Source organism: Streptomyces sp. NPDC001970, from assembly GCF_053594115.1.
Genome location: NZ_JBSFDW010000004.1, coordinates 249,637 through 274,127, shown reverse-complemented (window position 1 = coordinate 274,127; position 24,491 = coordinate 249,637). Strand labels below are relative to the sequence as shown.

24 protein-coding genes are annotated in these 24,491 nt (G+C 72.5%); 11 read left to right on the top strand and 13 right to left on the bottom strand.

Annotation, left to right across the window (positions count from 1 at the left end; all coding sequences use genetic code 11):
* Window positions 1-258: 258 nt before the first annotated feature.
* Both ACWCP0_RS07885 and ACWCP0_RS07880 read right to left on the bottom strand, forming a co-directional pair.
* Window positions 259-2,700 (bottom strand): outer membrane protein assembly factor BamB family protein, encoded by a 2,442-nt coding sequence (locus ACWCP0_RS07885; protein ID WP_451077983.1) that lies wholly within the window; start codon window positions 2,698-2,700, stop codon window positions 259-261.
* 110 nt (window positions 2,701-2,810) lie between these two features.
* Window positions 2,811-3,602 (bottom strand): VOC family protein, encoded by a 792-nt coding sequence (locus ACWCP0_RS07880; RefSeq protein WP_451077982.1) that lies wholly within the window; start codon window positions 3,600-3,602, stop codon window positions 2,811-2,813.
* Window positions 3,603-3,875: 273 nt separating this feature from the next.
* Here ACWCP0_RS07880 and ACWCP0_RS07875 point away from each other — a divergent pair, with 273 nt between their 5' ends.
* Window positions 3,876-4,523 (top strand): TetR family transcriptional regulator, encoded by a 648-nt coding sequence (locus tag ACWCP0_RS07875; RefSeq protein WP_451077981.1) that lies wholly within the window; start codon window positions 3,876-3,878, stop codon window positions 4,521-4,523.
* 83 nt (window positions 4,524-4,606) lie between these two features.
* On the opposite strand, the gene ACWCP0_RS07870 is transcribed toward ACWCP0_RS07875, so the two are convergent.
* The 3 genes from ACWCP0_RS07870 to ACWCP0_RS07860 form a co-directional block, all read right to left on the bottom strand.
* Window positions 4,607-5,083, bottom strand: a complete 477-nt coding sequence (locus tag ACWCP0_RS07870; protein WP_451077980.1) for a nitroreductase family deazaflavin-dependent oxidoreductase — start codon at window positions 5,081-5,083, stop codon at window positions 4,607-4,609.
* Complete coding sequence (locus ACWCP0_RS07865) at window positions 5,083-6,318, bottom strand: acyl-CoA dehydrogenase family protein (RefSeq protein WP_451077979.1); 1,236 nt, start codon at window positions 6,316-6,318, stop codon at window positions 5,083-5,085. Before ACWCP0_RS07865 ends, ACWCP0_RS07870 begins: the two co-directional genes overlap by 1 nt.
* Window positions 6,319-6,399: 81 nt before the next feature.
* Complete coding sequence (locus tag ACWCP0_RS07860; RefSeq protein ID WP_451077978.1) at window positions 6,400-6,771, bottom strand: iron chaperone; 372 nt, start codon at window positions 6,769-6,771, stop codon at window positions 6,400-6,402.
* Window positions 6,772-6,916: 145 nt separating this feature from the next.
* On the opposite strand from ACWCP0_RS07860, the gene ACWCP0_RS07855 reads away from it, so the two are divergent.
* The 3 genes from ACWCP0_RS07855 (at window position 6,917) to ACWCP0_RS07845 (ending at window position 9,540) form a co-directional block, all read left to right on the top strand.
* On the top strand, window positions 6,917-8,101 hold the full coding sequence (locus ACWCP0_RS07855; RefSeq protein WP_451077977.1) for a thiolase C-terminal domain-containing protein: 1,185 nt from the start codon (window positions 6,917-6,919) through the stop codon (window positions 8,099-8,101).
* A 334-nt stretch (window positions 8,102-8,435) separates the two neighbouring features.
* Window positions 8,436-8,861, top strand: coding sequence for a pyridoxamine 5'-phosphate oxidase family protein (locus ACWCP0_RS07850; protein ID WP_451077976.1), 426 nt, complete (start codon window positions 8,436-8,438; stop codon window positions 8,859-8,861).
* Between the two features lie 10 nt (window positions 8,862-8,871).
* Window positions 8,872-9,540, top strand: coding sequence for a pyridoxine/pyridoxamine 5'-phosphate oxidase (locus ACWCP0_RS07845; RefSeq protein ID WP_451077975.1), 669 nt, complete (start codon window positions 8,872-8,874; stop codon window positions 9,538-9,540).
* A gap of 164 nt (window positions 9,541-9,704) precedes the next feature.
* On the opposite strand, the gene ACWCP0_RS07840 is transcribed toward ACWCP0_RS07845, so the two are convergent.
* Window positions 9,705-10,133 (bottom strand): Zn-ribbon domain-containing OB-fold protein, encoded by a 429-nt coding sequence (locus ACWCP0_RS07840; RefSeq protein WP_451077974.1) that lies wholly within the window; start codon window positions 10,131-10,133, stop codon window positions 9,705-9,707.
* On the bottom strand, window positions 10,133-10,582 hold the full coding sequence (locus ACWCP0_RS07835) for a DoxX family protein (protein WP_451078055.1): 450 nt from the start codon (window positions 10,580-10,582) through the stop codon (window positions 10,133-10,135). The genes ACWCP0_RS07840 and ACWCP0_RS07835 overlap by 1 nt, the downstream gene beginning before the upstream one ends.
* A 138-nt stretch (window positions 10,583-10,720) precedes the next feature.
* Here ACWCP0_RS07835 and ACWCP0_RS07830 point away from each other — a divergent pair, with 138 nt between their 5' ends.
* The 3 genes from ACWCP0_RS07830 to ACWCP0_RS07820 all read left to right on the top strand — a co-directional run bounded on the left by ACWCP0_RS07830 (window position 10,721) and on the right by ACWCP0_RS07820 (window position 15,255).
* Entirely contained in the window at window positions 10,721-11,869 is a 1,149-nt protein-coding gene (locus ACWCP0_RS07830) for a flavin-containing monooxygenase (protein ID WP_451077973.1), read from the top strand.
* A gap of 311 nt (window positions 11,870-12,180) precedes the next feature.
* Entirely contained in the window at window positions 12,181-14,403 is a 2,223-nt protein-coding gene (locus ACWCP0_RS07825) for an acetate--CoA ligase family protein (protein ID WP_451077972.1), read from the top strand.
* Window positions 14,404-14,457: 54 nt separating this feature from the next.
* The gene (locus tag ACWCP0_RS07820; protein ID WP_451077971.1) at window positions 14,458-15,255 is read left to right on the top strand and encodes an enoyl-CoA hydratase/isomerase family protein; all 798 of its coding nucleotides are present in this window, start codon (window positions 14,458-14,460) and stop codon (window positions 15,253-15,255) included.
* A 138-nt stretch (window positions 15,256-15,393) separates the two neighbouring features.
* Here the strand turns inward: ACWCP0_RS07820 and ACWCP0_RS07815 are convergent, their stop codons facing one another.
* Window positions 15,394-15,603, bottom strand: a complete 210-nt coding sequence (locus tag ACWCP0_RS07815; RefSeq protein ID WP_451077970.1) for a hypothetical protein — start codon at window positions 15,601-15,603, stop codon at window positions 15,394-15,396.
* 130 nt (window positions 15,604-15,733) lie between these two features.
* Between ACWCP0_RS07815 and ACWCP0_RS07810 the strand changes: the two genes are divergently transcribed.
* Together ACWCP0_RS07810 and ACWCP0_RS07805 are read left to right on the top strand one after the other, a co-directional pair.
* Window positions 15,734-16,330 (top strand): flavin reductase family protein, encoded by a 597-nt coding sequence (locus tag ACWCP0_RS07810; RefSeq protein WP_451078054.1) that lies wholly within the window; start codon window positions 15,734-15,736, stop codon window positions 16,328-16,330.
* Between the two features lie 214 nt (window positions 16,331-16,544).
* Window positions 16,545-16,709, top strand: coding sequence for a helix-turn-helix domain-containing protein (locus tag ACWCP0_RS07805; RefSeq protein ID WP_451077969.1), 165 nt, complete (start codon window positions 16,545-16,547; stop codon window positions 16,707-16,709).
* Between the two features lie 15 nt (window positions 16,710-16,724).
* On the opposite strand, the gene ACWCP0_RS07800 is transcribed toward ACWCP0_RS07805, so the two are convergent.
* Window positions 16,725-18,065 carry an MFS transporter gene (locus tag ACWCP0_RS07800; RefSeq protein ID WP_451077968.1) on the bottom strand — a complete coding sequence of 447 codons (1,341 nt, stop codon included), beginning with the start codon at window positions 18,063-18,065 and terminating at the stop codon, window positions 16,725-16,727.
* Window positions 18,066-18,136: 71 nt separating this feature from the next.
* On the opposite strand from ACWCP0_RS07800, the gene ACWCP0_RS07795 reads away from it, so the two are divergent.
* Window positions 18,137-19,126, top strand: a complete 990-nt coding sequence (locus tag ACWCP0_RS07795) for a GlxA family transcriptional regulator (RefSeq protein WP_451077967.1) — start codon at window positions 18,137-18,139, stop codon at window positions 19,124-19,126.
* A 169-nt stretch (window positions 19,127-19,295) separates the two neighbouring features.
* On the opposite strand, the gene ACWCP0_RS07790 is transcribed toward ACWCP0_RS07795, so the two are convergent.
* From ACWCP0_RS07790 to ACWCP0_RS07780, 3 genes are all read right to left on the bottom strand, one after another.
* A complete protein-coding gene (locus ACWCP0_RS07790; protein ID WP_451077966.1) occupies window positions 19,296-20,345 on the bottom strand; it encodes a Zn-dependent alcohol dehydrogenase in 1,050 nt (349 codons plus the stop codon).
* Window positions 20,342-21,520, bottom strand: a complete 1,179-nt coding sequence (locus ACWCP0_RS07785; RefSeq protein WP_451077965.1) for an acyl-CoA dehydrogenase family protein — start codon at window positions 21,518-21,520, stop codon at window positions 20,342-20,344. The genes ACWCP0_RS07790 and ACWCP0_RS07785 overlap by 4 nt, the downstream gene beginning before the upstream one ends.
* A 393-nt stretch (window positions 21,521-21,913) precedes the next feature.
* Window positions 21,914-22,825 (bottom strand): SDR family oxidoreductase, encoded by a 912-nt coding sequence (locus ACWCP0_RS07780; protein ID WP_451077964.1) that lies wholly within the window; start codon window positions 22,823-22,825, stop codon window positions 21,914-21,916.
* Between the two features lie 84 nt (window positions 22,826-22,909).
* Here ACWCP0_RS07780 and ACWCP0_RS07775 point away from each other — a divergent pair, with 84 nt between their 5' ends.
* Window positions 22,910-23,845, top strand: coding sequence for a cyclase family protein (locus ACWCP0_RS07775; protein ID WP_451077963.1), 936 nt, complete (start codon window positions 22,910-22,912; stop codon window positions 23,843-23,845).
* Window positions 23,846-23,923: 78 nt separating this feature from the next.
* Here the strand turns inward: ACWCP0_RS07775 and ACWCP0_RS07770 are convergent, their stop codons facing one another.
* Complete coding sequence (locus ACWCP0_RS07770; RefSeq protein ID WP_451077962.1) at window positions 23,924-24,445, bottom strand: ATP-binding protein; 522 nt, start codon at window positions 24,443-24,445, stop codon at window positions 23,924-23,926.
* Window positions 24,446-24,491: the final 46 nt, after the last annotated feature.

The window sequence follows — 24,491 nt, the reverse complement described above, 5'->3', positions numbered from 1 at the left end:
CAGACACCACCCAGGCCGACCCTCGCCTGAGGACGGACACCCCGGCCGACCGGCGATACCGGCCACACACATCCAGCCCGACCGGCGATCGAGAACGGACACCCGGACCACCAGCCCGATACCCGGACACCCAAACCCGACCAGCGCCTGAGGACGGACACCACCCAGGCCGACCCTCGCCTGCGGACGGACACCCCGGCCGACCGGCGATACCGGGCACACACCACCGGACCCCCGCGGGGGCGGCCGCGGACGCCGCTAGCGTGTCGTCGACCCGCCGCGGCCCGTTGCCGTGCCCTTGACCGCGTCCAGGGCGTAGACGCAGCGGTCCTTCGAGCAGGCGTACACGACGCCGTTGCGCGCCACCGGGGAGCCGGTGATCTCGCCGCCGGTCGCGAGCTTCCAGCGCAGCTGGCCCCCGCCCGCGTCCAGCGTGTACAGCACATGGTCGGCGGAGCCGAAGTGCACGCGGCCGTCCGCGACGACGGGGGTGCCGATGACCTCTCCCCCGGCCGCGAACCGCCACTTGGGCGTGCCGGTGACCGCGTCCAGCGTGTACAGGGCACTGCCGCTGCCGACGTGGATGCTGCCGTCGGCGACGAGGACGGGCTCGACCGACTTGCGGGACTCGGTGGCGATACGCCAACGGTCCTTGCCTGTCGTGGCGTCGAGTGCGTACACGGTGCCGAGATAGTCGGCGAGGTACACCCCGCCGCCGGTCACCGCCGGGCCCGGTACGAACGCGGGCGGGCAGAGGAAGACGGCCGGCGCCTCGAAGTGCCAGCGCACATGGCCGCTCACCGTGTCGACGCACAGCACCCGGGTGCCGGCCGAGATGTACGTGCACCCGTCCGGCGCCTGGTTGACGCGGACCGGTACGCCACCGCATGAGGCGGCATCGCCGACCGGGTAGGACCAGCGTTCCGAGCCGGTACGGGCATCGAGGGCCTGGAGGCGGGCGTTGCGCCATACGTAGACGGTGTCGTCGAACAGGGCGAGCCCGGCCTCGGGGGTCTCGAAGTCGGTCTGGGCGCCGGCGATCTCCCAGAGCTTCTCGCCGGTGGAGGCCTCCCAGCCCTGGGCGCCGCCGCCGCGGGTGCCGGTGACGACGGTGCCCCGGGCCGCCCTGAGGGAGTAGACCCAGGCGTCGGTTCCGAGCCGCCAGCACTCGCTGCCGTCCTTGGCGTCGAGCGCGTACAGCGTGGGGCCGTCGGACGCGTGGATACGCCCGCCGGTCACGGCCATCGCCCAGGCCACGTCGCGGGTCTTGAACTGGCGGCGGCCGCTGGCCACGTCCAGGGCGTGCACCTCGAAGGAGGTGACATAGAGCAGATCGCCGTCGACGACCGGGGTGCCCCAGACGTCGTTCGACATCCGGAACCGCCAGGGCCGCCAGCGCGCCGGGCCGCCGTCGGCGGACGGGGCGGGCGCGGGGACGGGCGGTGCCCCGTGGGCGGTGGCGGCGGTGGGGGCGGGCATGGCGCTGGTGGCGGCCTGGTTGCCGCCGGGCGCGCGGACCCAGCCGGTGGCGGGACCGGCGTCGGCGGCGGCGGTCCCGCGGGCGTCGGCGACCCGCGGGCCCGGGCCGATCGGGACCTGGGCGCCCGCAAGGCGTACGGGCCCGTCGGCCGCGGGCTGGGGGGCGGTCGGCCCGGGGGGTGGCGCCTGCCCGGTGCGGGGGTCGTTGCCGCCGCGCCAGGCGGCGTCCCAGTCAGGCGCGGGGTCGGGGGCGCGGTCCGGTCTCGGCGGTGCGGGGGCTGTGTCGGGCCGGCGCCCGCCGGCACCGGCGTTCGCGTTCGCGTTCGACATCCGCCCGGCTCGCTGCTCGATCATCGACACGGCCCTGCCGGGCAGCCACGCCGTCGCCGTGCCGCTGTCGTCGCTGCCGGACGAGAAGAGGTGCGGCGCCAGCTGCGCCTGCAGGTCCTCGGGGCTGGGGCGCCGCGCGGCCTCCATCTGCATGCAGGACTCGATGAGCGGCCGCAGCTCGTCCGGGAGCCCTGCCAGGTCGGGCCCTTCGCGCAGCAGCATGAACACGGTCTCGACGGGGTTCGCGCCGTGGAAGGGCGCGTGACCGGTCGCAGCGAACACCAGGGTCGACCCGAGCGAGAAGACATCGCTCGCGCCCGTCACGCTGCGGGAGTCGCGGGCCTGCTCGGGCGACATGTAGGCGGGCGTGCCGACGGCGACGTTCGTCATCGTCAGCCGGGTGTTGGACACCCCGGACGCGATACCGAAGTCGATCACGCGGGGCCCGTCCTCGACGACGAGGACGTTCGAGGGCTTCATGTCGCGGTGGACGAGCCCGGCCCCGTGGATGGACTGCAGGGCCTCGGCGATCCCGGCCGCGAGCCAGCGCACGGCCTGGGCCGGGAGCGGCCCGGACTCGTTCACTATTTCTTCGAGCGAGGGCGCGGGCACGTACGCGGTGGCGAGCCACGGCACGGCGGCGCGCGGGTCGGCGTCGACCACGGCCGCGGTGTAGAAGCCGGAGACCGCTCGTGCGGCCTCGACCTCGCGCGTGAAGCGGACGCGGAACAGCTGGTCCTCGGCGAGCTCCGTGCGCACCGTCTTGATCGCCACGCGCCGGCCGGACGCCGACCGTGCGAGATAGACCAGCCCCATGCCGCCGGCTCCAAGCCGTCCGAGCACCTCGAAGGGGCCGATCCGCCTCGGGTCGTGCTGCGTCAGCTGCTCCACTTCGCCTGCCACCTCCCCGTACGGGCCATGTAGGTACGGCCCCGTCGCCCCTGATTGTTCCTGCCGGAGGGCACGGTTGCGAACCCGGGGGCGTTCCGGGGTGTCTCGGGTTATTTTGATTGCTCGGCGAGGACGGCGAAGGCGGCGCCCTGGTTGTCCGTCAGGACGGCCATCCGTCCGTACGGGATGTCGAAGGGTGGTGCCGTGACGCGGCCGCCGAGGGCGGTCACCGTTTCCACCGTCCCGTCGCAGTCCGCCACGGAGAAGTAGACGAGGAAGTGGGAGGGCAGCTCGGCCGGGAAGGCGTCGGTGATCACGCTGCGGCCGCCGATCGCTGTGTCCTCGCCGGGTTCGGTGCCGGCGGGCGACCACATCAGATAGTCGACGTCGTCGTCGGGAAGCGGAGTGCCCTGGAAGCCGAGGACGTCGGCGTAGAAGCGGTCGACGGCTTCCTTCTCCCTTGTGTAGACCTCGGTCCAGCAGAACGAGCCGGGTTTGCCCTGGACCTCGAAGCCCGCGTGCTCGCCCTTCTGCCAGAGCCCGAACACGGCGCCGCCGGGGTCCACCGCCAGCGCCGTCGTGCCGTGGCGGCCGACCGGCACCGGGGCCGTGATCACCTGCCCGCCGGCCTCCCCGATCCTGCGGGCCGTCCTGGTGGCGTCGTCGGTGGCGAAGTAGACGCCCCAGGTCGTGGGCATGCGGCCGTCCCGTTTGGGCACGAGGCCGGCGACGAGCTTTCCGTCGAGGAGGGCTTCGGTGTAGTGGCCGTACCGCTCCGCCTCGTCCTTTTCGTACGAGCCGTACGTCCAGCCGAACAGGTCGCCGTAGAAGCGCTTGCCCGCTTCGAGATCGGGCAGCTGGGCGTCCACCCAGCAGGGCATGCCCTCCGTGAATGCGGCCATGACCTGACCCCTTCCTGCGCTTCTGTCACTTCTCGCCCGTTTTGCACTTCCCGTACGCAGGGCGTGTGACGCCAGTCACAGTCAAGCGGAGAGCGCGGCCCGGCGCACGCAGGGAGCGCACAGGAGCACGCCGCCGGCACGAGGGGCCGTTCGTTGAGTTGTCCACCGAAGTTATCCACAGGCTGTTGATAACACTATTAACCCACACGAGGGACGCACCCCATTTGCAGTCGGCCGAATCGCGCGCCGATCACCCCTCGGTAAGCTGACGGCATGACAGGACAAGTACGCACTGTCGACGGCCGCGTGGCCGGTCGACGCGGCCAGGCGACGCGGCAGAAGCTGCTCGACTGCCTCAGCGAGATGCTCAGCTCCTCGCCGTACCGGGACGTCAAGGTCATCGACGTGGCCCGCAAGGCGGGTACGTCACCCGCGACCTTCTACCAGTACTTCCCGGACGTCGAGGGCGCGGTCCTCGAGGTCGCCGAGGAAATGGCCGACGAGGGCGCCGGGTTGACGGCGCTCGTGTCCGGCCGCTCCTGGGTCGGCAAGGCCGGCTGGCAGACCGCCGAGGAGCTCGTCGAGGGCTTCCTCGACTTCTGGCGCAAGCACGACGCGATCCTGCGCGTCGTGGACCTCGGTGCGGCCGAGGGGGACAAACGGTTCTACAAGATCCGTATGAAGATCCTGAACTCGGTCACCAACTCCCTTACGGAGTCGGTGAAGGAGCTCCAGTCCAAGGGCAAGGTCGACAAGGACGTGAGCCCGGCGGCGATGGCCGGCTCACTGGTCGCGATGCTCGCGGCAGTGGCCTCCCACCAGAAGGGCTTCCAGACCTGGGGCGTGAAGCAGGCCGAACTGAAGCCGAATCTCGCACTGTTGGTGCACCTGGGCATCACGGGCAAGAAGCCCACGAAGTAGCGACCGGGTCGCGATCTCGGGCGCGCCCACGCCTGTCCTGTCACACGGGCGCGCCCGCACACGTCACACCGTCCCGGGTGCGCTCACCCGCGCCGCGTCAGCCGGAACAGCCGGATCTCGCGCTCCACCCTGGCCTGGTACTTCGCATACGGCGGCCAGAAGGCGAGTACCGCCCGCCATGCCTCCTCCCGCTCCTCGCCGGTGAGGAACTCCGCACGTACGGGGATGTCCTCCCCCTTCCAGCTGATCTCGGCGTCGGGGTGCTTGAGCAGGTTTCCCGTCCAGGCCGGGTGACCCTCGCGCCCGAAGTTGGAGCCGGTCAGTATCCAGGTGCCGGCCGCCTCCTCCGGCATGCAGGCGAGCGGGGTACGGCGCGGCAGACCCGATCGCGCCCCCTGCGCGGTGAGGACCACTCCGGGCAGCATCTGGGCGCTGAGCAGGACTTTTCCTCGGGTGAGGCGGTGGAAGGCCCGGTCCATGGCCGGGATGAAGTGCGGGGCGATCTTCGCGAAGGTCCGGGTCGAGGACACCTTCTGCACCAGGCGGGCTCCGGGGGCCATCAGACGGTCACTTCCTCTCGGGCGAGCGGGTCCCCGGCGGGGTCCGCGAACAGGCCCGCCGACTCCGCCGCGCGGGCGCGCAGCCGGTGGACCGGACCGAACAGCAGCTCGTCGGATGCCGCCCGCTTGAAGTACAGGTGCGCCTCGTGCTCCCACGTGAAGCCGATGCCGCCGTGCAACTGGATGGCCTCGCCGGTGACGACGCGGAGCGCTTCCAGGCACTGGGCGAGCGCGAGAGGGCCCGCGTCCGGGTCCCATGCCGCGTAGTAGGCGGCCGAGCGCGCCGCCTGGACCCGTACGTACTGATCGGCGAGGCGGTGCTTGACGGCCTGGAACGAGCCGATGGGGCGGCCGAACTGCTCGCGCCCCTTCACGTGCTCGACGGTGCGGTCGAGGGCGGACGCGGCAGCGCCGACGGCTTCGGCGGCGAGCAGCGCGGCGGCGGTGCGGCCCGCGGCGGAGAGGGCGGCCGCTACGCCCGCGCCGCCTGTTCCGTCACCGCCGTCGTCGCCGTCGTCGCCGTCGCCTAGCAACTCGGCGTGTGAGTCGCGCAGTTCGATGCGGGCCTGGGGCCTGGTCTCGTCCAGGGCGGTCCAGCGGGTGCGGGCCAGGCCGTCCATCCCGGCGGTGCGCACGAGGAAGAGCAGGGTGCGTCCGCGCGCGAAGCCTCCGGTGTGCGCGGCGACGAGGAGCAGCCCGGCGCTGTGGCCGTCCAGGACCTGCTCGGCCTCTCCGTACAGCAGCCAGCCGCCGTCCTTCGGTGAGGGCCTCGCCTGTATGCCGCCGGCCCGGCCGCCGCCCGCCCATGTCCCTGCGGCGTTGTCCCCGGTGAGCCCGAGCGCGGTGGCGAGGTGTCCGCCGGGGATCGCGAGGGCGGCGGTGAGCGACCCGTCGGCGATGGCCGGCAGCAGCGCGGCGCGCTGCTCCTCGCTGCCGAGGGCGGCGATCAGCGGCGCTGCCAGTCCGGCGGTGGCGAACAGCGGCAACGGCGCGAGCGCCCGCCCCGCCTCCTCGAAGGCGAGCGCGAGTTCCACGGTGCCGCCGCCGACGCCCCCGTACGCCTCGGGCAGTGCAAGCCCGGGCAGCCCTAGCTCATCGGCGAGCCGCGCCCACAGCGCGGGGTCGTACCCGGGCCCGGAGCCGCCGGGGACGGGTCCCGGAGGCGCCCCCCGCGACAGCGCGGTGCGCAGGGTGCGGCGGATTGCGGACTGTTCCGGGCTGAAGGCGGCGTCCATGGGCTCCCCTCCGTAGCTGACGGGCCGTCATGTTAGGGGCGGGCGCCCCAGAAACACAGAGGCCCGGACCACGGAACCCGATCAGCAGACTTCGCCGGGCCCGGCCGCGGTCGTCTTCAGCAGATCCCGTACGAGGTCGAAGTCGACCTGCTCCGTGCGCCGGAAGCGCAGGCAGCCCTTGCCCATGTCCTGGTCGGCGAGCCGCTCCTCGAAGCCTTCCCGCACGTCCGGGCGCATCAGATAGAAGGAGACGTACTGCTTCTGGTTGGCGAAGGCGATCTCGGGCTCACCGCCCGGGCGGCGATAGGCGGGCATGCCGTACGCCATGACCTCCTCGTAGCCGTCGAGCTCGGTGCGACAGAGCTCGCGGATCCGGACGAGGGCCGTCAGCCGGTCGGGCTCCGCCACCTCGGCGAGGTAGCCGTCGACGTCTTCCGCTGTGGATCGGGGCATGCCGCGAGCCTACCGCCGGGGCGTGGAACGCGGCGCAGCCGCGCGATGCGGCACCTCACGCAGCCCGGTCGCCGATCGATTGCCGGGCCCGGCCTGCCGCTCCGGGCCGCCCCCTGCCACCCGTATCTGATGTACCGTCAGATTCATGCCTTCCACCCCGCGCACCCCTCGCTCCCCCCGCAAGGTCGCCGTCGTCGGCATATCCCTCTCGGACTGCGGCCGCGTCGACGGCCCCACCCCCTACGCCCTGCACGCCCAGGCCGCCCGCCGTGCGCTCGCCGACTCCGGGCTCGAGCGGAGCGTCATCGACGGCCTCGCGTCGGCCGGCCTCGGCACGCTCGCTCCGGTCGAGGTGGCCGAGTACCTCGGGCTGCGGCCCCGCTGGGTGGACTCCACCGCCGTCGGCGGCGCCACCTGGGAGGTCATGGCGGCGCACGCCGCCGACGCCATCGCCGCGGGTCACGCCAACGCCGTGCTGCTCGTCTACGGTTCCACCGCGCGCGCCGACATCCGCGCGGGACGCCGCACGTCGAACCTGTCCTTCGGCGGGCGGGGGCCGCTGCAGTTCGAGGTGCCGTACGGGCACACGCTGATCGCCAAGTACGCGATGGCCGCCCGCCGGCACATGCACGAGTACGGCACCACCCTGGAGCAGCTCGCCGAGGTCGCCGTCCAGGCGCGGGCGAACGCGTCGCACAACCCCGAGGCGATGTTCCGCGAGCCGATCACCGTGGACGACGTCCTGGGCGGCCCGATGATCGCCGATCCCTTCACCAAGCTGCACTGCTGCATCCGCAGCGACGGCGGCTGCGCGGTGCTGCTGGCGGCCGAGGAGTACGTACCGGACACGGCGAGGTCCCCGGTGTGGATCCTCGGCACGGGCGAGCACGTCTCGCACACCACCATGTCCGAGTGGGAGGACTTCACGGCCTCCCCGGCGGCGGTCAGCGGGCGGCTGGCCTTCGAGCGGGCGGGGGTCGGCCCGCAGGACATCGAGATCGCCGAGATCTACGACGCCTTCACGTACATGACGCTCGTGACGCTGGAGGACCTGGGGTTCTGCGCGAAGGGCGAGGGCGGGGCGTTCGTCGAGAAGGGCCGGCTGCGGCTGGACGGGGAGCTTCCCGTGAACACCGACGGCGGGGGGCTTTCCGCCTGCCATCCGGGGATGCGCGGGCTGTTTCTGTTGGTGGAGGCGGTACGGCAGCTGCGCGGCGAGGCGGGCGGGCATCAGGTGCGGCGCGCGGACGGGAGCGTTCCGGAGCTTGCGGTGGCGTCGGGGACGGGGGGGTGGTTCTGCTCGTCGGGGACGGTGGTGCTGGGTCGCTGAGCCGCACCCCCGAAGAATCCATACAGCCGATGCGGCCGGGCGTGGAGTTGACCAGCGGTTCGCGGAGCGGTTCGCCAAGGAGATGACGGCCGCATCGCGATGCGGCTGCTGATGCTGCGCGTCCTGCCGCGCACACCGTGGAGAACCTCGTGGCGAAGAAGATCCGCGACGACATCCGGAAGGCGGCCCGGGCGGCCCCCGTCAAGGACTGCACGGCGTACGCCGTCGCGCGGGCCTGAGTGGCGGCGGAGTGCCGGTGCGGCAGAGTGGGACGGCGACGGCGTATGACGAACCGCGTGCCCCGCGCACGCACGACCGTGCGAAGGAGATTCCGGTGGCCCTGTCCCGTGAAGAACGTGAGCAGTTCCTGGCGCAGCCCCATGTCGCGGCGCTGTCCGTAGCCGGCGGGGATGGAAGGGGACCGCTCATGGTGCCGATCTGGTACCAGTACGAGCCGGGCGGCGAGGTCTGGATCCTGACCGGGCTCGACTCGCGCAAGCACCGGCTGATCGGCGAGGCGGGACGCTTCTCGCTGATGGTCGACCGCCTCGAACCCACCATCCGGTACGTCTCCGTCGAGGGCCCGGTGACGGGGACGTCCCCCGGGACCCACGAGCCGCTCCGGGAGATCACGGCCCGCTACCTCCCGGCGGAGAAGGTCGACGGCTACGTCGACTTCGCCGAGAAGAACCTCGGCGAACAGGTGGTGATCCGTATGCGTCCGGAGCACTGGCTGTCGGCGGACATCGGCACGCTGTGATGATCGGCTCATGACGCACGATCACTCGGACGACTTCCACGAGGTGCTCAGATCCCTGCCGGTCTGGGACACCGAGTTGCCCGCCTTCGCCCCGGACACCGCTCCCGGCGAACCCCTGCCGCTCTTCCGGCGGTGGTTCGTCGAGGCCGCGGCGGCCGGCCAGCCCGAGCCGCACACGATGTCGCTGGCGACCGTCGACGAGGACGGACGCCCGGACGTCCGGACCCTGATGCTGCACGACGCGGACGCGCGCGGCTGGCACTTCGCCTCCCACGCCACCAGCACGAAGGGCCACCAGCTCGCCGCCCGCCCACAGGCCGCGCTCGGCTTCTACTGGCCCACGCAGGGCCGCCAGATCCGGATACGGGGACGAGTGGTGGCGGGCACGCCCCAGGAGGCGTACGACGATCTCCACGCCCGCTCGACGGGGGCGCTGGCCGCGGCACTGGTGGGCCGGCAGTCCGACGTGCTCGCCGACTACGGCGACCTGATCCGGGCGAGCGAGGCGGCCTGGGAGCGCGCGGCGTCCGAGCCGGACGCGGCGTCCGACACCTGGACGGTCTATGTGCTCGAGCCGGCGGAGGTGGAGTTCTTCCAGGGCGACGCGCGCCGCAGGCACGTACGGCTGCGCTACCGCCGCGAAGGGGCGCACTGGGTGCGGGAGTTGCTCTGGCCGTAGTGCACGGTCAAGGGCTCGAACACGCCCGACTGCTCGCCCGAGGTCAGGGGCATCGCCTGACCCGAGCCTCGAGCCCGGTCGGCGGCTCACCCGACCACGAGCGCTGACCGGCCGGTTCGGCCGTAGGGCGGATGCCGGCCCCGGATTCCCGAGGCCGGCATCCGTCAGCCTCTCGCGGACGGCCGGAACACCGGCACCGCCGTCGGGTTCCCATCCGCCCCGTTCCCATCCTCCGCGCGGAAGGTCACCTCCAGCTCCATCCCGATCCGCAGGTCCGCCTCCGCGCAGTCCACGATCCCGGTCATCATGCGCGGGCCCTCGGCGAGGTCGACGACGGCCGCCGTGTAGGGCGTACGGCCGGCGAAGGGCGACAGGTCGTTGCGGTGGACGACGGACCAGGTGTAGAGGGTCGCGCGCCCGCTCGCGTGCTCCCAGGTGACGTCCTCGCTCCAGCAGTGCGGGCAGAACTCGCGCGGATAGTGGTGGGCCCGCCCGCACGCGCCGCAGCGGCGGACGAGCAGTCGGCCCTCGGCCGCCGCCTCCCAGTAGGGCCGGGTGAAGTCGTCGATGTCGGGGGTCGCGGCACCGGTCATCAGAAGAGTCCGATCGCACTGTCGAGGGACCAGGTCTGCCAGGACATCGTGACGAGGGCGACGAGCGATATCAGCGCCATCATCGCGTTCTGCCCCTGCTCGGCCCAGTCGTGGATCATCAGGACGAGATAGAGGAGGTTGAGGAGCAGTCCGCCGACCAGGGCGATCGGCGTGAAAAGGCCGGTGATCAGGCCGAGGCCGAGGGCGAGCTCGGCGTAGACGACGACGTACGCCATGGCCTTGGGCCGGGGTGCGACGATCGTGCCGAAGCCGGATCGCACCGGCTCCCACCGGTGCTTCGCCGCGACGTCGGCGGCCCAGGTGATGCCGGTGCCGCGCTCGAACCAGCCCTTCTTGTCCTTGTGCCGCCAGCTCTCCAGCCACCACAGGCCGAGGCCGATGCGGAGGACGGCGAGCCATTCGGCGCCGGTGAGCCAGACGGTCTGCATCACGGGCTCCCCTCCCTGAGAATCTTCGAGATCTCCGTGATCTGACGGTACGTCAGTTCACCGGACGGGGCGCCCGAAGCGCAAGAGGTCGTCCCCTCGTGACCGGTTCGCAACGGGGCACCGTTACGCTGGGCGCTCATGCCCGATCACAGAGCCATGGATCTCACGAACGACCGCCCCGTCTACGTCATCGGAGCGGGTCCCGGCGGCCTCGCCGCAGCGGCCGCACTGCGGGAGCGGGGTGTACGGGCCGTCGTCCTGGAGAAGTCGGAGTCCGTCGGCGCGTCCTGGCGCGGCCACTACGACCGGCTGCACCTGCACACGACGCGTCGCCTGTCCGGGCTCCCGGGCCTGGCCATGCCGCGGAAGTTCGGGCGGTGGGTGTCACGCGACAACGTGATCCGCTACCTGGAGACGTACGCGGAGTTCCACGAGCTGGAGCTGGTGACGGGCGTCGAGGTCTCACGGATCGAGCGCGACGGATCCGACTGGGTCCTGCACGCGTCCGGGGGCCGCCGCCTCACCGGCCGGGCGGTCGTCGTGGCCACCGGCCACAACCACACCCCGCGCCTGCCGGACTGGCCGGGCCGCGACGCGTACCCGGGCGAACTGCTGCACGCTTCCGCCTACCGCGACCCCGCCCCGTACGCCGGCAAGGACGTCCTGGTCGTCGGCGTCGGCAACACGGGCGCCGAGATAGCCGTCGACCTGGTCGAGGGCGGCGCCTCCCGGGTGCGCCTGGCGATACGTACCGTGCCCCACATCGTGCGCCGCTCGACGGCCGGCTGGCCCGCCCAGCGCACCGGCATCCTGGTCCGGCGCCTCCCGGTCCGGATGGTGGACAAGGCCGGCGGCCTGCTGGCCCGCGCGGCCGTCCCCGACCTCTCGGCCCAGGGGCTTCCCCGCCCGGACACGGGCCTGTACTCCCGTGTCGGACAGGGCGCCATCCCGGTCCAGGACGTCGGTCTGATCGACGCGATCCGCGCGGGCCGCGTCGAACCGGTCGCCGCCGTCGAGTCCTTCGACGGCGACAAGGTCGTCCTGGCCGACGGCTCCCGCCTCTCCCCCGACACGGTCATCGCGGCCACCGGCTACTCCCGCGCCCTGGAGCCCCTGGTCGGCCACCTCGGCGTCCTGGACGAGCGCGGCCGCCCGGTGGTGCACGGGGGCCGGAGCGCGCGCGAGGCGCCCGGCCTGTACTTCACCGGCTTCACCAACCCGATCAGCGGGATGTTCCGCGAAATGGCCCTGGACGCGCGGAAGATCGCCAGGGCTCTGCCGCGCTGAGGCGCAGGCCCAGGCGGCCGTGGCCCGGTCTCCGGCGCGCCTGAGACCGGGCCACGGCCGTCGGACGACCGGGTTGCGGACGAGCTTCGCCGTGTTGTTCTCGACGTTCGGGTCGAACGGCAGCGACTGTCCTCCGCTCCTCGGGGAGGGACGACGGTGCGTTGGGGAGACTCACGGGGGCGGGTCGAATGTGCGCGCGAGGGAGGCGGACCCCGTGCGTTCCCTGCACGACAGTTCCTGACTGGTCGTCAGTTCGCTAATCTGACAATGCGTCAGTTGACTTGGCCGACGAGCGAGGAGCGGGCGAAGCGATGCTTGGATCGACCCACGGCACCCTCACCACCGACCTCCGCGCCCGAGTCGTGGCCTGCGGAGAGCAGACCGGACCCGCTGTCCACGGCCTCGCCGCGAGCGAGGGCGATCTGGATGTCAGCGGCCGGCCGTTGTATACGCCCGTCCCCGATCTGGACCGGTTCTTCCGGCCCGAGTCGGTCGCCGTCGTCGGGGCATCGGATACCGACGGCCGGCCCAACACCGGCATCACGCGGCAGCTGATCGCCTGGGCCGAGCGGGTCGGGGCGCGATTGCACCCGGTGCATCCGAGCCGCAGCGCCGTCTTCGGGCTGCCCTGTGTCCCCTCCGTCGCGGACCTGCCGGAGCAGGTCGACCTGGCCGTGCTGCTCGTCGGGGACCCGCTTGCGGTCATCGAGGAACTCGCCCAGGCCAAGGTGAAGTTCGCCGTGGCCTTCGCCTCCGGGTTCGCCGAGACCGGCGAGGAGGGCGCGGCCGCCCAGCAGCGGCTGGCCGCGGCCGTGGAGCGGTCGGGACTGCGGCTGCTCGGGCCGAACACCAACCTCAACGCCTTCGAGAGGTTCCGCGACGACCTCCAGGGGCCGGCCATCGCGCTGATCACCCAGTCCGGCCACCAGGGCCGGCCCGTCTTCACGATGCAGGAACTGGGCGTACGGCTCTCCCACTGGGCGCCCACCGGCAACGAGGCCGACCTGGAGACCGCCGACTTCATCTCGTACTTCGCCGGGCGGCCCGAAGTCGGGGCCATCGCCTGTTACATGGAAGGGCTCAAGGACGGACGCTCCTTTCTGCTCGCCGCCGACCGGGCCGCGCGCAGCGGCGTACCGGTCGTGGCGGTCAAGGTGGGCAGGACCGAGACGGGCGCGCGGACGGCGGCCTCGCACACCGGCAAGCTGACCGGCGCCGACCAGGTGGTGGACGCGGCGATGCGGCAGTACGGCGTGATCCGCGTGGACGGGCTCGACGAACTCCAGGACACGGCGGCGCTGCTGGCGCGGGCACGGAAGCCGCAGGCCGACGGCGTCGTCGTCTATTCGATCTCGGGCGGCACGGGCGCGCACTTCTCGGACCTGGCGACCGCGGCCGGGCTGCGGCTGCCGGCGCTGCCCGAGGCCAAGCAGGCCGAACTGCACCAGTGGATCCCGGAGTATCTGAACGTCGCCAACCCCGTCGACAACGGCGGCCACCCCGTGGGCGACTGGCGGGGCCGCAAGATCATCGACGCGCTCCTCGCCGACCCTCAGGTCGGCGTGCTGATCTGCCCGATCACCGGCCCCTTCCCGCCCATGAGCGACAAGCTCGCCCAGGACCTCGTGGACGCGGCCGAGACGACGGACAAGTTGGTGTGCGTGGTGTGGGGCTCGCCCGTCGGCACGGAGGAGGCCTACCGCACGACCCTGCTCGGGTCGTCGCGGGTCGCCACCTTCCGTACGTTCGGCAACTGCATCACCGCGGTCGGGGCGTATCTCGACCACCACCGCTTCACCACCGGCTACCGATCGCCCTTCGACGAGGCTCCCCGCACCCTCTCGCCGTCCTTCCGCAAGGCGCAGGCCCTGCTCCGTCCCGGCCACCGGCTCAGCGAGCACGCGGCGAAGCAGCTCCTGCGGGCGTACGGCATCCGCGTGCCGCGCGAGCAGCTGGTGACCAGCGCGGCGGCCTCGGTGCGGGCGGCGGGTCTGGTCGGCTACCCGGTGGTGATGAAGGCGTCCGCGCCCCAGCTCGCGCACAAGACCGAGCTCGGCCTGGTGAAGATCGGGCTGACCTCGGCCAGCCAAGTCCGCGACGCCTATCGCGAACTGACCGACATCGCCCGCTACGAGAGCATCGACCTCGACGGCATCCTCGTCTGCCAGATGGTCGAGCGCGGCGTCGAGATGGTCGTCGGCGTCACCCAGGACGCGCTCTTCGGCCCGACCGTGACCGTGGGCCTGGGCGGCGTGCTGGTGGAGGTGCTCCAGGACGCGGCGGTCCGCGTGCCGCCCTTCGGTGAGGACCAGGCCCGCTCGATGCTCGCCGAACTGCGCGGGCGGGCCCTGCTGGACGGGGTCAGGGGCGGGCCCCCGGTGGACGTGGACGCGCTCGTCGAGGTCGTCCTGCGGGTGCAGCGGATGGCGCTCGAGCTCGGCGGCGACCTCTCCGAGCTGGACATCAACCCGCTGATGGTGCTGCCGCGCGGGCAGGGTGCGGTGGCACTGGACGCACTCGCCGTATGCCGCTGAGTCTTTCGCGGTGTACGTCGCACCCCCACACCCCCGAACAGGAGGAGCAACCGCATGACGGACGAGTCGCTGGTACTCCACGCCACGGACAACGGCGTCTCGTGGATCACCCTCAACCGGCCCGAAGCCATGAACGCCGTCACCTGGGACCAGCGAGAGCGCATCATCGCGCTGCTCGCCGACGCGTCCGCCGACCCGGCGGTACGCGCCGTCGTGATCACCGCGACGGGCAAGGGCTTCTGCGCGGGCGCCGACCTGCGCGGAGCCCCGTCGAACGGCGGGGAGCGCGTCGCGGGCGACGTCGCCCGTACGATCCGGCGCGGCGCGCAGCGCCTCGTCGCGGCCGTACTCGACTGCGAGAAGCCGGTGATCGCGGCGGTGAACGGCACCGCGGCCGGCATCGGCGCGCATCTCGCCCTCGCCTGCGATCTGGTCCTGGCCGCCGAATCCGCCCGCTTCATCGAGGTGTTCGTACGCCGCGGGCTCGTCCCCGACGGGGGCGGCGCGTATCTGCTGCCACGCCTGATCGGGCCGCAGCGCGCGAAGGAGCTGATGTTCTTCGGGGACGCGCTGTCGGCCGTGGACGCCGAGCGGATGGGGCTGGTCAACCGGGTCGTACCGGCGGAAGAGCTGGAGAAAGCGGCCCGTGAGTGGGCCGAGCGCCTCGCCCAGGGCCCGACGCGGGCCATCGCCCTGACCAAGCAGCTGGTCAACGCCTCCCTCGACACCGACCGCGGCACGGCGTTCGCGGCCGAGGCGGCGGCGCAGGAGATCAACATGACGACGCGGGATGCGAACGAGGGGGTGGCGAGCTTCGTGGAGCGGCGAACCCCGCGGTACCGGGGGCTGTAGGGGATCCTCCCCCTACAGGTCTCCGCGCGCGGGGACGGACCGGACGCAGACCGACGAGGATTCGCAGAAGACCGATCGAGGACCGGCGCGAGAACGACAACGCCACGCTCTTCGCCGGGCGGCGCCCACCCGCGGCGGTCAGTTCTGCATCACGACAGCAGCCGGCGGGCCCCAGGGGAACACCTGGTAGTCGGACGAGCCGAAGAAGAACATGGGTGCGACGCAGGCGAGCACGAGCACCTGTCCGGCGGCGCCCGACGTGGCGGTGGCCCGGGCCCACTCGTCCCGGACAGGTGTGCACGACTCGGCGGACGCACTGCTCCGGTCGATGTCGACCATCTTGGCCACCTCACCTTTTTGAACACGTTCGATTTTATCGCCGACCGTACGCGCCACCTCATTCGGCAGCCCCCTACCCCCATCCCTTCCTATCTGACGATCCGTCAGCTTCAATGGAGGTGTGATGGGACACGCAGGGATGGCGGCCACCGCCGTCCGCTACCTCAGGTCGGTCGGCGCCGCCACGTCCGCGGAGCCGTTCGAGGCACTCCCCCGCCCCGATCTGCGCGCCGTCGGCGACGACGAGCGCCTGCCGGTCGATCCCGGCGAATTCCGCCGCGTGCTGGGCCACTTCGCGAGCGGCGTCACCGTCATCACGACCTACGACGACGAGGGGGGCGGCCCGGCCGGATTCGCCTGCCAGTCGTTCGCCTCTCTCTCGCTCGACCCGCCGCTGGTCGCGTTCATGGTCGCCCGTACGTCGACGACCTGGCCGCGCATCGCGCGCGCGGGCGTCTTCTGCGTCAACATCCTGGGCGCGGACCAGGGCGAGCTGTGCCGGGCCTTCGCGGTGAGCGGGGCGGACAAGTTCGCGGGGGTCGGCCATGCGCCCGCCCCCGTGACGGGGTCGCCACGCCTCGATTCCGTACCGGCGTGGATCGACTGCACGATCCAGGCCGTGCACACGGGCGGCGACCACCTCATCGTGGTGGGAAAGTTGGAGGCGCTGGGTGCCGAGCAGGAGGGGGACCCGCTGCTGTTCCACCGGGGGCGGTTCGGGCGGTTCAGCGCGTAGGCCGTGACTCCGGTGCCGGCGCCCCGCACCGCTCTTCGCCGATGGCTTCATCGGCTCCTCGATCGGGTGAACAAACCCGAGCGCCCGGCATATCGCGGCAGTCTGTTCATGGGAGGAAGCTCTCGCCGGCCCCGAGGCCAGGGAAGCGGACGAGGCGCCCCGTATGCGCTTCGGACTCGGCCGCGCCGTGCGGGCGCGCTGAGAGGCGCTGGGGATGACCCAGGCCCAGGCGGCCCGGGCAGCCGGGCTGCAGCGGCCCGCCGTGGCCCGCTTCGAGGCGGGTGGGACGACGCCGACGCTGACCCTGCTCGAACGGTTCGCCTCCGCGCCCGGGATGCGGCTCATTGCCGGGTTCGAGCCGCTCGACCGCGCGAGCTGACGCGACCGGCCCTCCTCACCCGGCAGCAGGGGCAAGCATTTCCCGGCCGCCGCCCCGCCGCCTGATCACCAGCGCCATCAGCGCCGCCACCGCGCACAGCGCCCCCGAGGCGTACCAGACGACGTCGTACGAGCCGAAGACGTCCCGCGCCATGCCGCCCGCGAAGGCGACGACCGCCGCGCCGACCTGGTGGGAGGCGAGGACCCAGCCGAAGACGATCGCCGAGTCGTCCCCGTAGTGGTCGCGGCACAGGGCGATCGTCGGCGGCACGGTGGCCACCCAGTCGAGGCCGTAGAAGACGATGAAGAAGATCATCGGCGGCTGGACGGACGGGGCCAGCAGCATCGGCAGGAAGAGCAGCGAGATGCCGCGCAACGCGTAGTAGACGGCGAGCAGACGGCGGGCGTCGAAGCGGTCGGTGAACCAGCCGGATGCGATCGTGCCGACGACGTCGAAGACGCCGATCAACGCGAGGAGCGAGGCGGCCGCCGTGATGGGCATGCCGTGGTCGTGGGCGGCGGGGACGAAGTGGGTCTGGACGAGGCCGTTCGTCGAGGCGCCGCAGATCGCGAACGTGCCGGCGAGCAGCCAGAAGGGGCCGGTGCGGGCTGCCGAGAGCAGCACGTCGACGGTGCGGCGGGCGGCGCCCGGGACCGGGGCGGGCTTCGGGACGAACTTCTCGGCGCCGTACGGGGCGAGCCCCACGTCCGCCGGGTGGTCGCGCAGCAGCAGCCAGACGAAGGGGACGACCGCGAGCGCGGCGAGGGCGACCGTGACGGCGGCCGGGCGCCAGTGGTGCTCCTGGACGATCCAGGACAGCAGGGGGAGGAAGATCAGCTGCCCGGACGCCGCAGCCGCCGTCAGGATGCCGGTGACCAGGCCGCGCCGCTCGGTGAACCAGCGGTTCGTCACCGTCGCCGCGAAGGCCAGCGCCATCGAGCCCGTGCCGAGCCCGACGAGCATGCCCCAGCACAGCAGCAGCTGCCACGCGGCCGTCATCCACACGGTCAGGCCGGACCCGACCGCGATGATCGTGAGCGCGACCGCGACGACCTTCCGGATGCCGTACCGGTCCATCAGCGCCGCCGCGAACGGCGCGGTGAGCCCGTACAGCGCGAGGTTGATGGAGACCGCGAGCCCGATCGTGCCCCGCGACCAGCCGAATTCCTGGTGCAGTGGGTCGATCAGCAACCCCGGCAGGGAACGGAACGCGGCCGCCCCGAGGATCGTCACGAACGTGACGGCGACGACGAACCACGCCCTGTGCGGTGACACGATGCGGCTCCGCCGCGGGCGCGGCGGACGGCGCGCGGCTTCCTGGGCGGGGACGTCGGCGAGATCGCTTGTCTGGGTCACGTCACCCAGCATCCGGCGGGCGATCAGCGCGGGCGAGTGGCCTGAAGGACAGCATTCGATATGATCGGGCCATGGCCCCCGCACAGCGGCACCGTGTCGTCGTCCTCGCCCTCGACGGCTGCCTCCCCTTCGAGCTGGGCATTCCGCAGCGCATCTTCGGCCGCGCGGCCGACGCCTCGGGCCGGAGGCTGTACGAGGTGGTGACCTGCTCGGTGCGGCCGCCGGGCCCCGTGCGTACGGACGCCGACTTCGCCGTGCTCGTCGAGAACGGTCCGGAGGCACTGGCGACGGCCGACACGGTGATCGTGCCCGCCTCCTACGAACTCGGTCCCGTCCACGAAGAGGGCCGGCTCACCCCGGAGCTGGCCGCCGCCCTCGCCCGGCTGCGGCCCGGCACCCGCATGGTGTCGATCTGCACGGGCGGGTACGTCCTGGCCGCGGCCGGGTTCCTGAACGGGCGTCCCGCGACGACGCACTGGTCCTCCGCCGAGCACTTCCAGCGGCTGTTCCCGAAGGTCAAGGTGGACGCCGACGTCCTCTTCATCGACGACGGCGATGTCCTCACGTCCGCCGGGGTGGCCGCGGGCATCGACCTGTGCCTGCACATCGTGCGCCGCGACCACGGCACGGCGGTGGCCAACGACATCGCGCGCCGCACCGTCGTGCCGCCGCACCGCGACGGCGGCCAGGCGCAGTACATCCAGCGCCCCGTCCCCGAGCCGCAGGTCGCGACGACGTCGGAGGCGCGCGCCTGGGCGATGGCGCATCTCCACCGGCCGGTCCAGCTGCGCGATCTGGCCGAGCAGGAGTCCATGTCCGTACGGACCTTCACGCGCCGCTTCCGCGAGGAGGTCGGGGTCAGCCCGGGTCAGTGGCTCACGCAGCAGCGGGTGCAGCGGGCGCGGCAGCTGCTCGAGACGACGGATCTGTCGATGGACCAGGTGGCACGGGACGCGGGCTTCGGGACGGCCCAGTCGATGCGGCAGCACCTGCAGAGCGCGCTGGGGGTCCCGCCGACGGTCTACCGGCGTACGTTCCGGGCGACGGCGCCTGCGCCCTGAACGCGTTGAGGGCCCGCCCCGGACCGGCCGGGTACGCCGTCGGTGTCCGTCCTCAATCGCCGGACGGGCTGGAGACGTGCCCGGTACTGCCCTGCCGGTCCGGCGTGGGCGACGGTGGCGGTGGCGGTGGGGATGCTCTCCTCGCCCCCTCGATCGACGTCCTCGAGGGTCAGAACGTCAGCACCCCCCGCGCCACCCGCCCGTGCTCCGCGTCGTCCGCCGCCTTCGCGAAGTCCTCCACGGGGTACGTCTCCGTCACCAGCTCGTCGAGCAGCAGCCGCCCTTCCTGGTACAGCCGGGCGTACAGCGCGATGTCGTGCTGCGGACGCGACGAACCGTAGCGGCAGCCCAGGACGGACTTGTCCAGGAACATCGACGCGGGCAGGAACGTCGCCTCGGCCGTCGGGGCCGGCATGCCGAGCAGCACCGCCTGACCGTGCCGGTCGAGGAGGTCGATGGCCTGCCGGACGAGGCCCGTGTGTCCCACGCACTCGAAGACGTGCTGGGCGCCGTCCGGCAGGATCTCCCGCACCCCGGCCACGGAGGCGAGGAAGTGCGTGGCGCCGAAGAGCCGCGCCGTCTCCTCCTTCGCCGGGTTCGTGTCGACCGCGACGATCGTGAGCGCGCCCGCGAGCCGGGCCCCCTGCAGGACGTTGAGACCGATGCCGCCGGTGCCGATGACGACGACCGTGTCGCCGAGCCCTACCTTCGCCCGGTTGAGCACGGCCCCGACACCGGTGAGGACGCCGCAGCCGATCAGCGCGGCGGAGGTGAGCGGGATGTCGTCCGGGATCCGTACGGCCTGGACGGCCTGGACGACGGTGCGTTCCGCGAAGGCCGAGTTGGAAGCGAACTGGTACAGCGGCCGTCCGGCCCGCGAGAACGGCTGCCCCGGCCTCCCGATCGCCTTGCGGCACATCGTCGGCCGCCCCTGGTCGCAGGCAGCGCACGCGCCGCAGTTGGCGAGCGTGGACAGCGACACATGGTCACCGGCCGCCACATGGGTCACTCCCGCGCCGACCGCCTCCACCAAGCCCGCGCCCTCGTGCCCGAGGACGACGGGCGCGGGGAACGGGATCGTGCCGTCGATCACCGACAGATCGCTGTGGCACAGCCCGGCGGCGGCGACGGCGACCAGCACCTCGCCGGGCCCCGGGTCCCGTATCTCCAGGTCGTCGGCCACCTCGACCCGCTCACCGTCGAAGACGACACCTCTCACCGCAGCTCCTTGGGTAGGCCGAGCACGCGCTCGGCGATGATGTTGCGCTGGATCTCGTCCGAGCCGCCGTAGATCGTGTCGGCGCGGGTGAAGAGGAACAGCCGCTGCTGTTCGTCGAGCTCGTACGACGGCGACCACGCGCCCGGACCGGCCGCGGCCGCCGCGCCCCGCACCTGCATCGCCAACTCGCCGAGCCGCTGGTGCCAGCCGCCCCACAGCAGCTTCGCGACGCTCGGCGCGCCCGGGTCGTCCGAACTGCCCAGGGTGCGCAGGGCGTTCCACCGCATGGTGCGCAGCTCGGCCCACTGGCGCACGAGACGGTCCCGCAGCACCGGATCGTCGTCGACGGCGCCGCTGTCGACCGCGGTCCGCACGACCCGGCGCAGCTCCTCCTCGAAACCGATCTGCTGGACGAGGGTCGACACGCCGCGCTCCAGGGCGAGCAGGCCCATCGCCACCTGCCAGCCGCTGCCCTCGCCGCCGACGCTCTCGACGGCCTCCGCGCCGTCGAAGAACACCTCGTTGAACTCGCTGGTGCCGGACATCTGCCGGATCGGCCGTACGTCGACACGGCCCGGCTGGTCCATCGGCACGAGCAGGAACGACAGCCCGTGGTGACGGCCCGATCCGGGCTCGGTGCGGGCCAGGACGAAGCACCAGTGGGCCTCGCGGGCGAGCGAGGTCCAGATCTTCTGGCCGGTCACCCGGTAGCCGGCGCCGTCCTTCACGGCGGTGGTACGGACCGAGGCGAGGTCCGAGCCGGCGCCGGGCTCGCTGTAGCCCTGGCACCACAGCTCCTCGCCGCGGGCGATGGCCGGGAGATGGCGGGCCTGCTGCTCCTTGCTGCCGTAAGCGATGAGGGTGGGCGCGAGCAGGTTCTCGCCGATGTGGCCGACCCGGCCGGGTGCCCGGGCGCGCGCGTACTCCTCGGCCCAGACGACCTGTTGGGTGAGGGTGGCGCGGCGGTTGCCGTGGTCGGCGTCCCAGCCGAGGCCGATCCAGCCGTCGCGGCCGAGTTCCTGCTCCCAGGCGAGGCGCGTGCCGGCGCGCTCGTGCTCGCTGCCGGGCCCGCCACGGCCGGCGGCGTCCGCGAACCCGCCGGTGAGATGGTCCTCCAGCCACGCGCGCGCCTCCCGCCGGAAGGCCTGGTCCTCCGGCCCGAACTCGAAGTTCATCTACGCCTCCTGTCGTGGCGGTCGGGGAATTCCCCGACCGCGTCCCTACCCGAATCCCTGCCGGGAGCCGGGTGGGGTCGAGGTTGTCCGGGGCTGCCGCCCCGGCCCCCGCGGGCAGTCGTTCCCCCCGTTGTGGGCCGTCGTTCCGCAGGGCGAGCGAAGCGAATGGGGGTACGCCCACGCCCGAAGGGCTGTGAGGGAGGGTGGGCACAGCCCCGGTGCCGGGCGCCGATCCGTTGGGCGCTCACCGCGGGGGCCACCCCGATGCCGGACACCGGACCGCTGAGGGCCTGCTGAGGGCCTGCTGAGGCCCCCAGCGGTGCCCGGATGCCGACCCGTCGGCCGTCCGCCCGCCGGCCCGCCCCGGGGCGCCAGGCGGGGCAGCGCCCTCGGCTACGTGTTCGGGCGGTCACCCGACGCCGCCGCCCTGGCCATCGCCTCCAGCTGCGCCAGCATCGGCATCGGGTCCGTCCCCACCGTCCCCGGCAGAAAGTCCGCGATCCTCTCCGGCGTCCACGCACCCTCCACGTACCCCGCCCGCAGCTCCCGGGGCTGCGCCCAGACCGCGATCTTGGGGCCCGCGACCGTGTAGACCTGTCCGGTGATGCCCTCCGCGCGCGCCCGCTCGGAGAGCAGATAGACGACGAGCGCGGCGACGTCCTCCGGCTCGCCGATCTCCTTCAGCTCCATCGGCACGTTCGCGGACATGCGGGTACGGGCGACGGGCGCGACCGCGTTGGCCGTCACCCCGTACTTGTGCAGCCCGAGCGCCGCGCTGCGCACCAGCGAGATGATGCCGCCCTTCGCGGCGGAGTAGTTGGCCTGCGCGACCGACCCCTGGTGGTTGCCGCTGGTGAAGCCGATGAGCGTGCCGCCGCCCTGCTTGCGCATCACCGCCGACGCCGCCCGGAAGACGGTGAAGGTGCCCTTCAGATGGGTGGCGACGACCGAGTCCCACTCCTCCTCTGTCATGTTGAAGAGCATGCGCTCGCGCAGGATGCCGGCGACGCAGACGACTCCGTCGATGCGCCCGTACCGCGCGAGCGCCGTGTCGACGATCCGCTGTCCGCCCGCCATCGTCGAGATGTCGTCCGCGACGGCCACGGCCTGCCCGTCCGCCGCCTCGATCTCCTTGACGACGGCCTCGGCGACCTCGGAGGTGGGCTCGCCGCCCTCGATCGAGACGCCGTAGTCGTTGACGACGACCTTCGCTCCCTCGGCGGCGCACGCGAGGGCCACGGCCCGCCCGATGCCGCGCCCGGCGCCCGTCACGGCGACGGCCTTGCCTGCCAAGAAGTTCCCCACGTCCGGCCCCTTCCCGCGGTTTCTGACGGACCGTTAGATTTTATGGGCCGTCAGACACCTCAGCACAAGACCCGAGGAGGACCGATGTCCGAGCCGACGCTGCCACCGGAGTTCCACGACATCGCCAAACGCGTCAACAACTGGGGACGTTGGGGCGCCGACGACGAGATCGGGACGCTGAACCTGATCACGGACGAGGTGGTGCGGGGCGGCGCCGCGGAGATCCGTACGGGCCGCCGCGTGCCGCTCGCCCTGCCCCTCCAGCAGGACGGCGTCCAGACCGGGCTGATCCCCGGGCGCGTGAACCCGCTGCACACCATGGTCCAGATCAACCAGGAGCTGTTCGGGCCCGGTACGGTCGCGACCAGCGACGACGCCGTGACGATGGGGCTGCAGGCGGCGACCCACTGGGACGCGCTCACCCATGTCTCCCACTCGGGGAAGATCTACAACGGCCGTCCGGCGGACACGATCACCGCCCACGGCGGCGCCGGCTTCAGCGGCATCGACACGGTCCGCACGCTCGTCTCGCGCGGCGTGCTGCTCGACGTGGCGCGCGCGAAGGGCGTGGACCGGCTGCCGGGCGACCACGCCGTGACGCCCGAAGACCTGGCAGAGGCCGAGGAGTTCGGCGGCGTGAGCGTGCGCGCCGGGGACGTCGTGCTCGTGCGGACCGGGCAGATCCAGGCGTATCTGGGCGGCGACAAGCACGGGTACGCCTTTCCGTCGCCGGGGCTCTCGGTCCGTACGCCCGAGTGGTTCCACGGCCGCGACGTGGCGGCGGTCGCGAACGACACGCTCACCTTCGAGATCTTCCCGCCGGAGATCGAGAACCTGTGGCTGCCGGTGCATGCGCTGGACCTGGTGGAGATGGGCATGCTGCAGGGCCAGAACTGGAATCTGGAGGAGCTGTCGGCGGCCTGCGCCGATGAGGGGCGGTACGCCTTCCTCCTGTCGGCGACGCCCGAGCCGTTCGTGGGCGGCACCGGGACCCCGGTCGCGCCGGTGGCCGTGCTCTAGCCTCGGCGGTCCCGCCCGGGTACCCGTGGGGCGCGGGCGCTCGGGGTCCGCGTGCCCGGAGCGCCTGTGCGCCCCGCGTCAGGCGGTGTACGTGCCGGGCACCAGGCCCACCGGAACGGCCGGTGCCACCACGTGCGGCGCCGACAGCCTTTGCTGCGGCTGTGACTGCGGTTGCGGCTGCGGCTGCGGCTGCGGCGCCGCGCTCCGGTCGACCTCGCACCAGATGCGCTTGCCGGCCCCTTCGGGCTGCCAGCCCCAGCGGTCGGCGAGACCGTGGACCAGCTCCAGACCGCGCCCGTTGGTGTCGTCCCCCTCCGCGTGCCGCGGCTGCGGCGGGCAGGCGCTCGTGTCGGCGACCTCCACCCGCACCGTCCCCGCGTCCGTCGCACCCGCGCCGAAGAGCATGCGCAGCACAGCCGGACAGCCCGTGTGCACCACCGCGTTGGTGACCAGCTCGGAGATGAGCAGCACCAGCGTCTCAGCCAGCGGCTCGTCGTCCCCTATCCCGGACCCTGCGAGCCGCGAACGGGCCCATCTCCTGGCCCGTCCCACCTCCGCGGGATCCGGACCGACCTCCAACTGAACCTGAAGCACCTGCACCGTTCACACCATCCGAACCGGCGGACACATCGCCTCGCGCCTCATA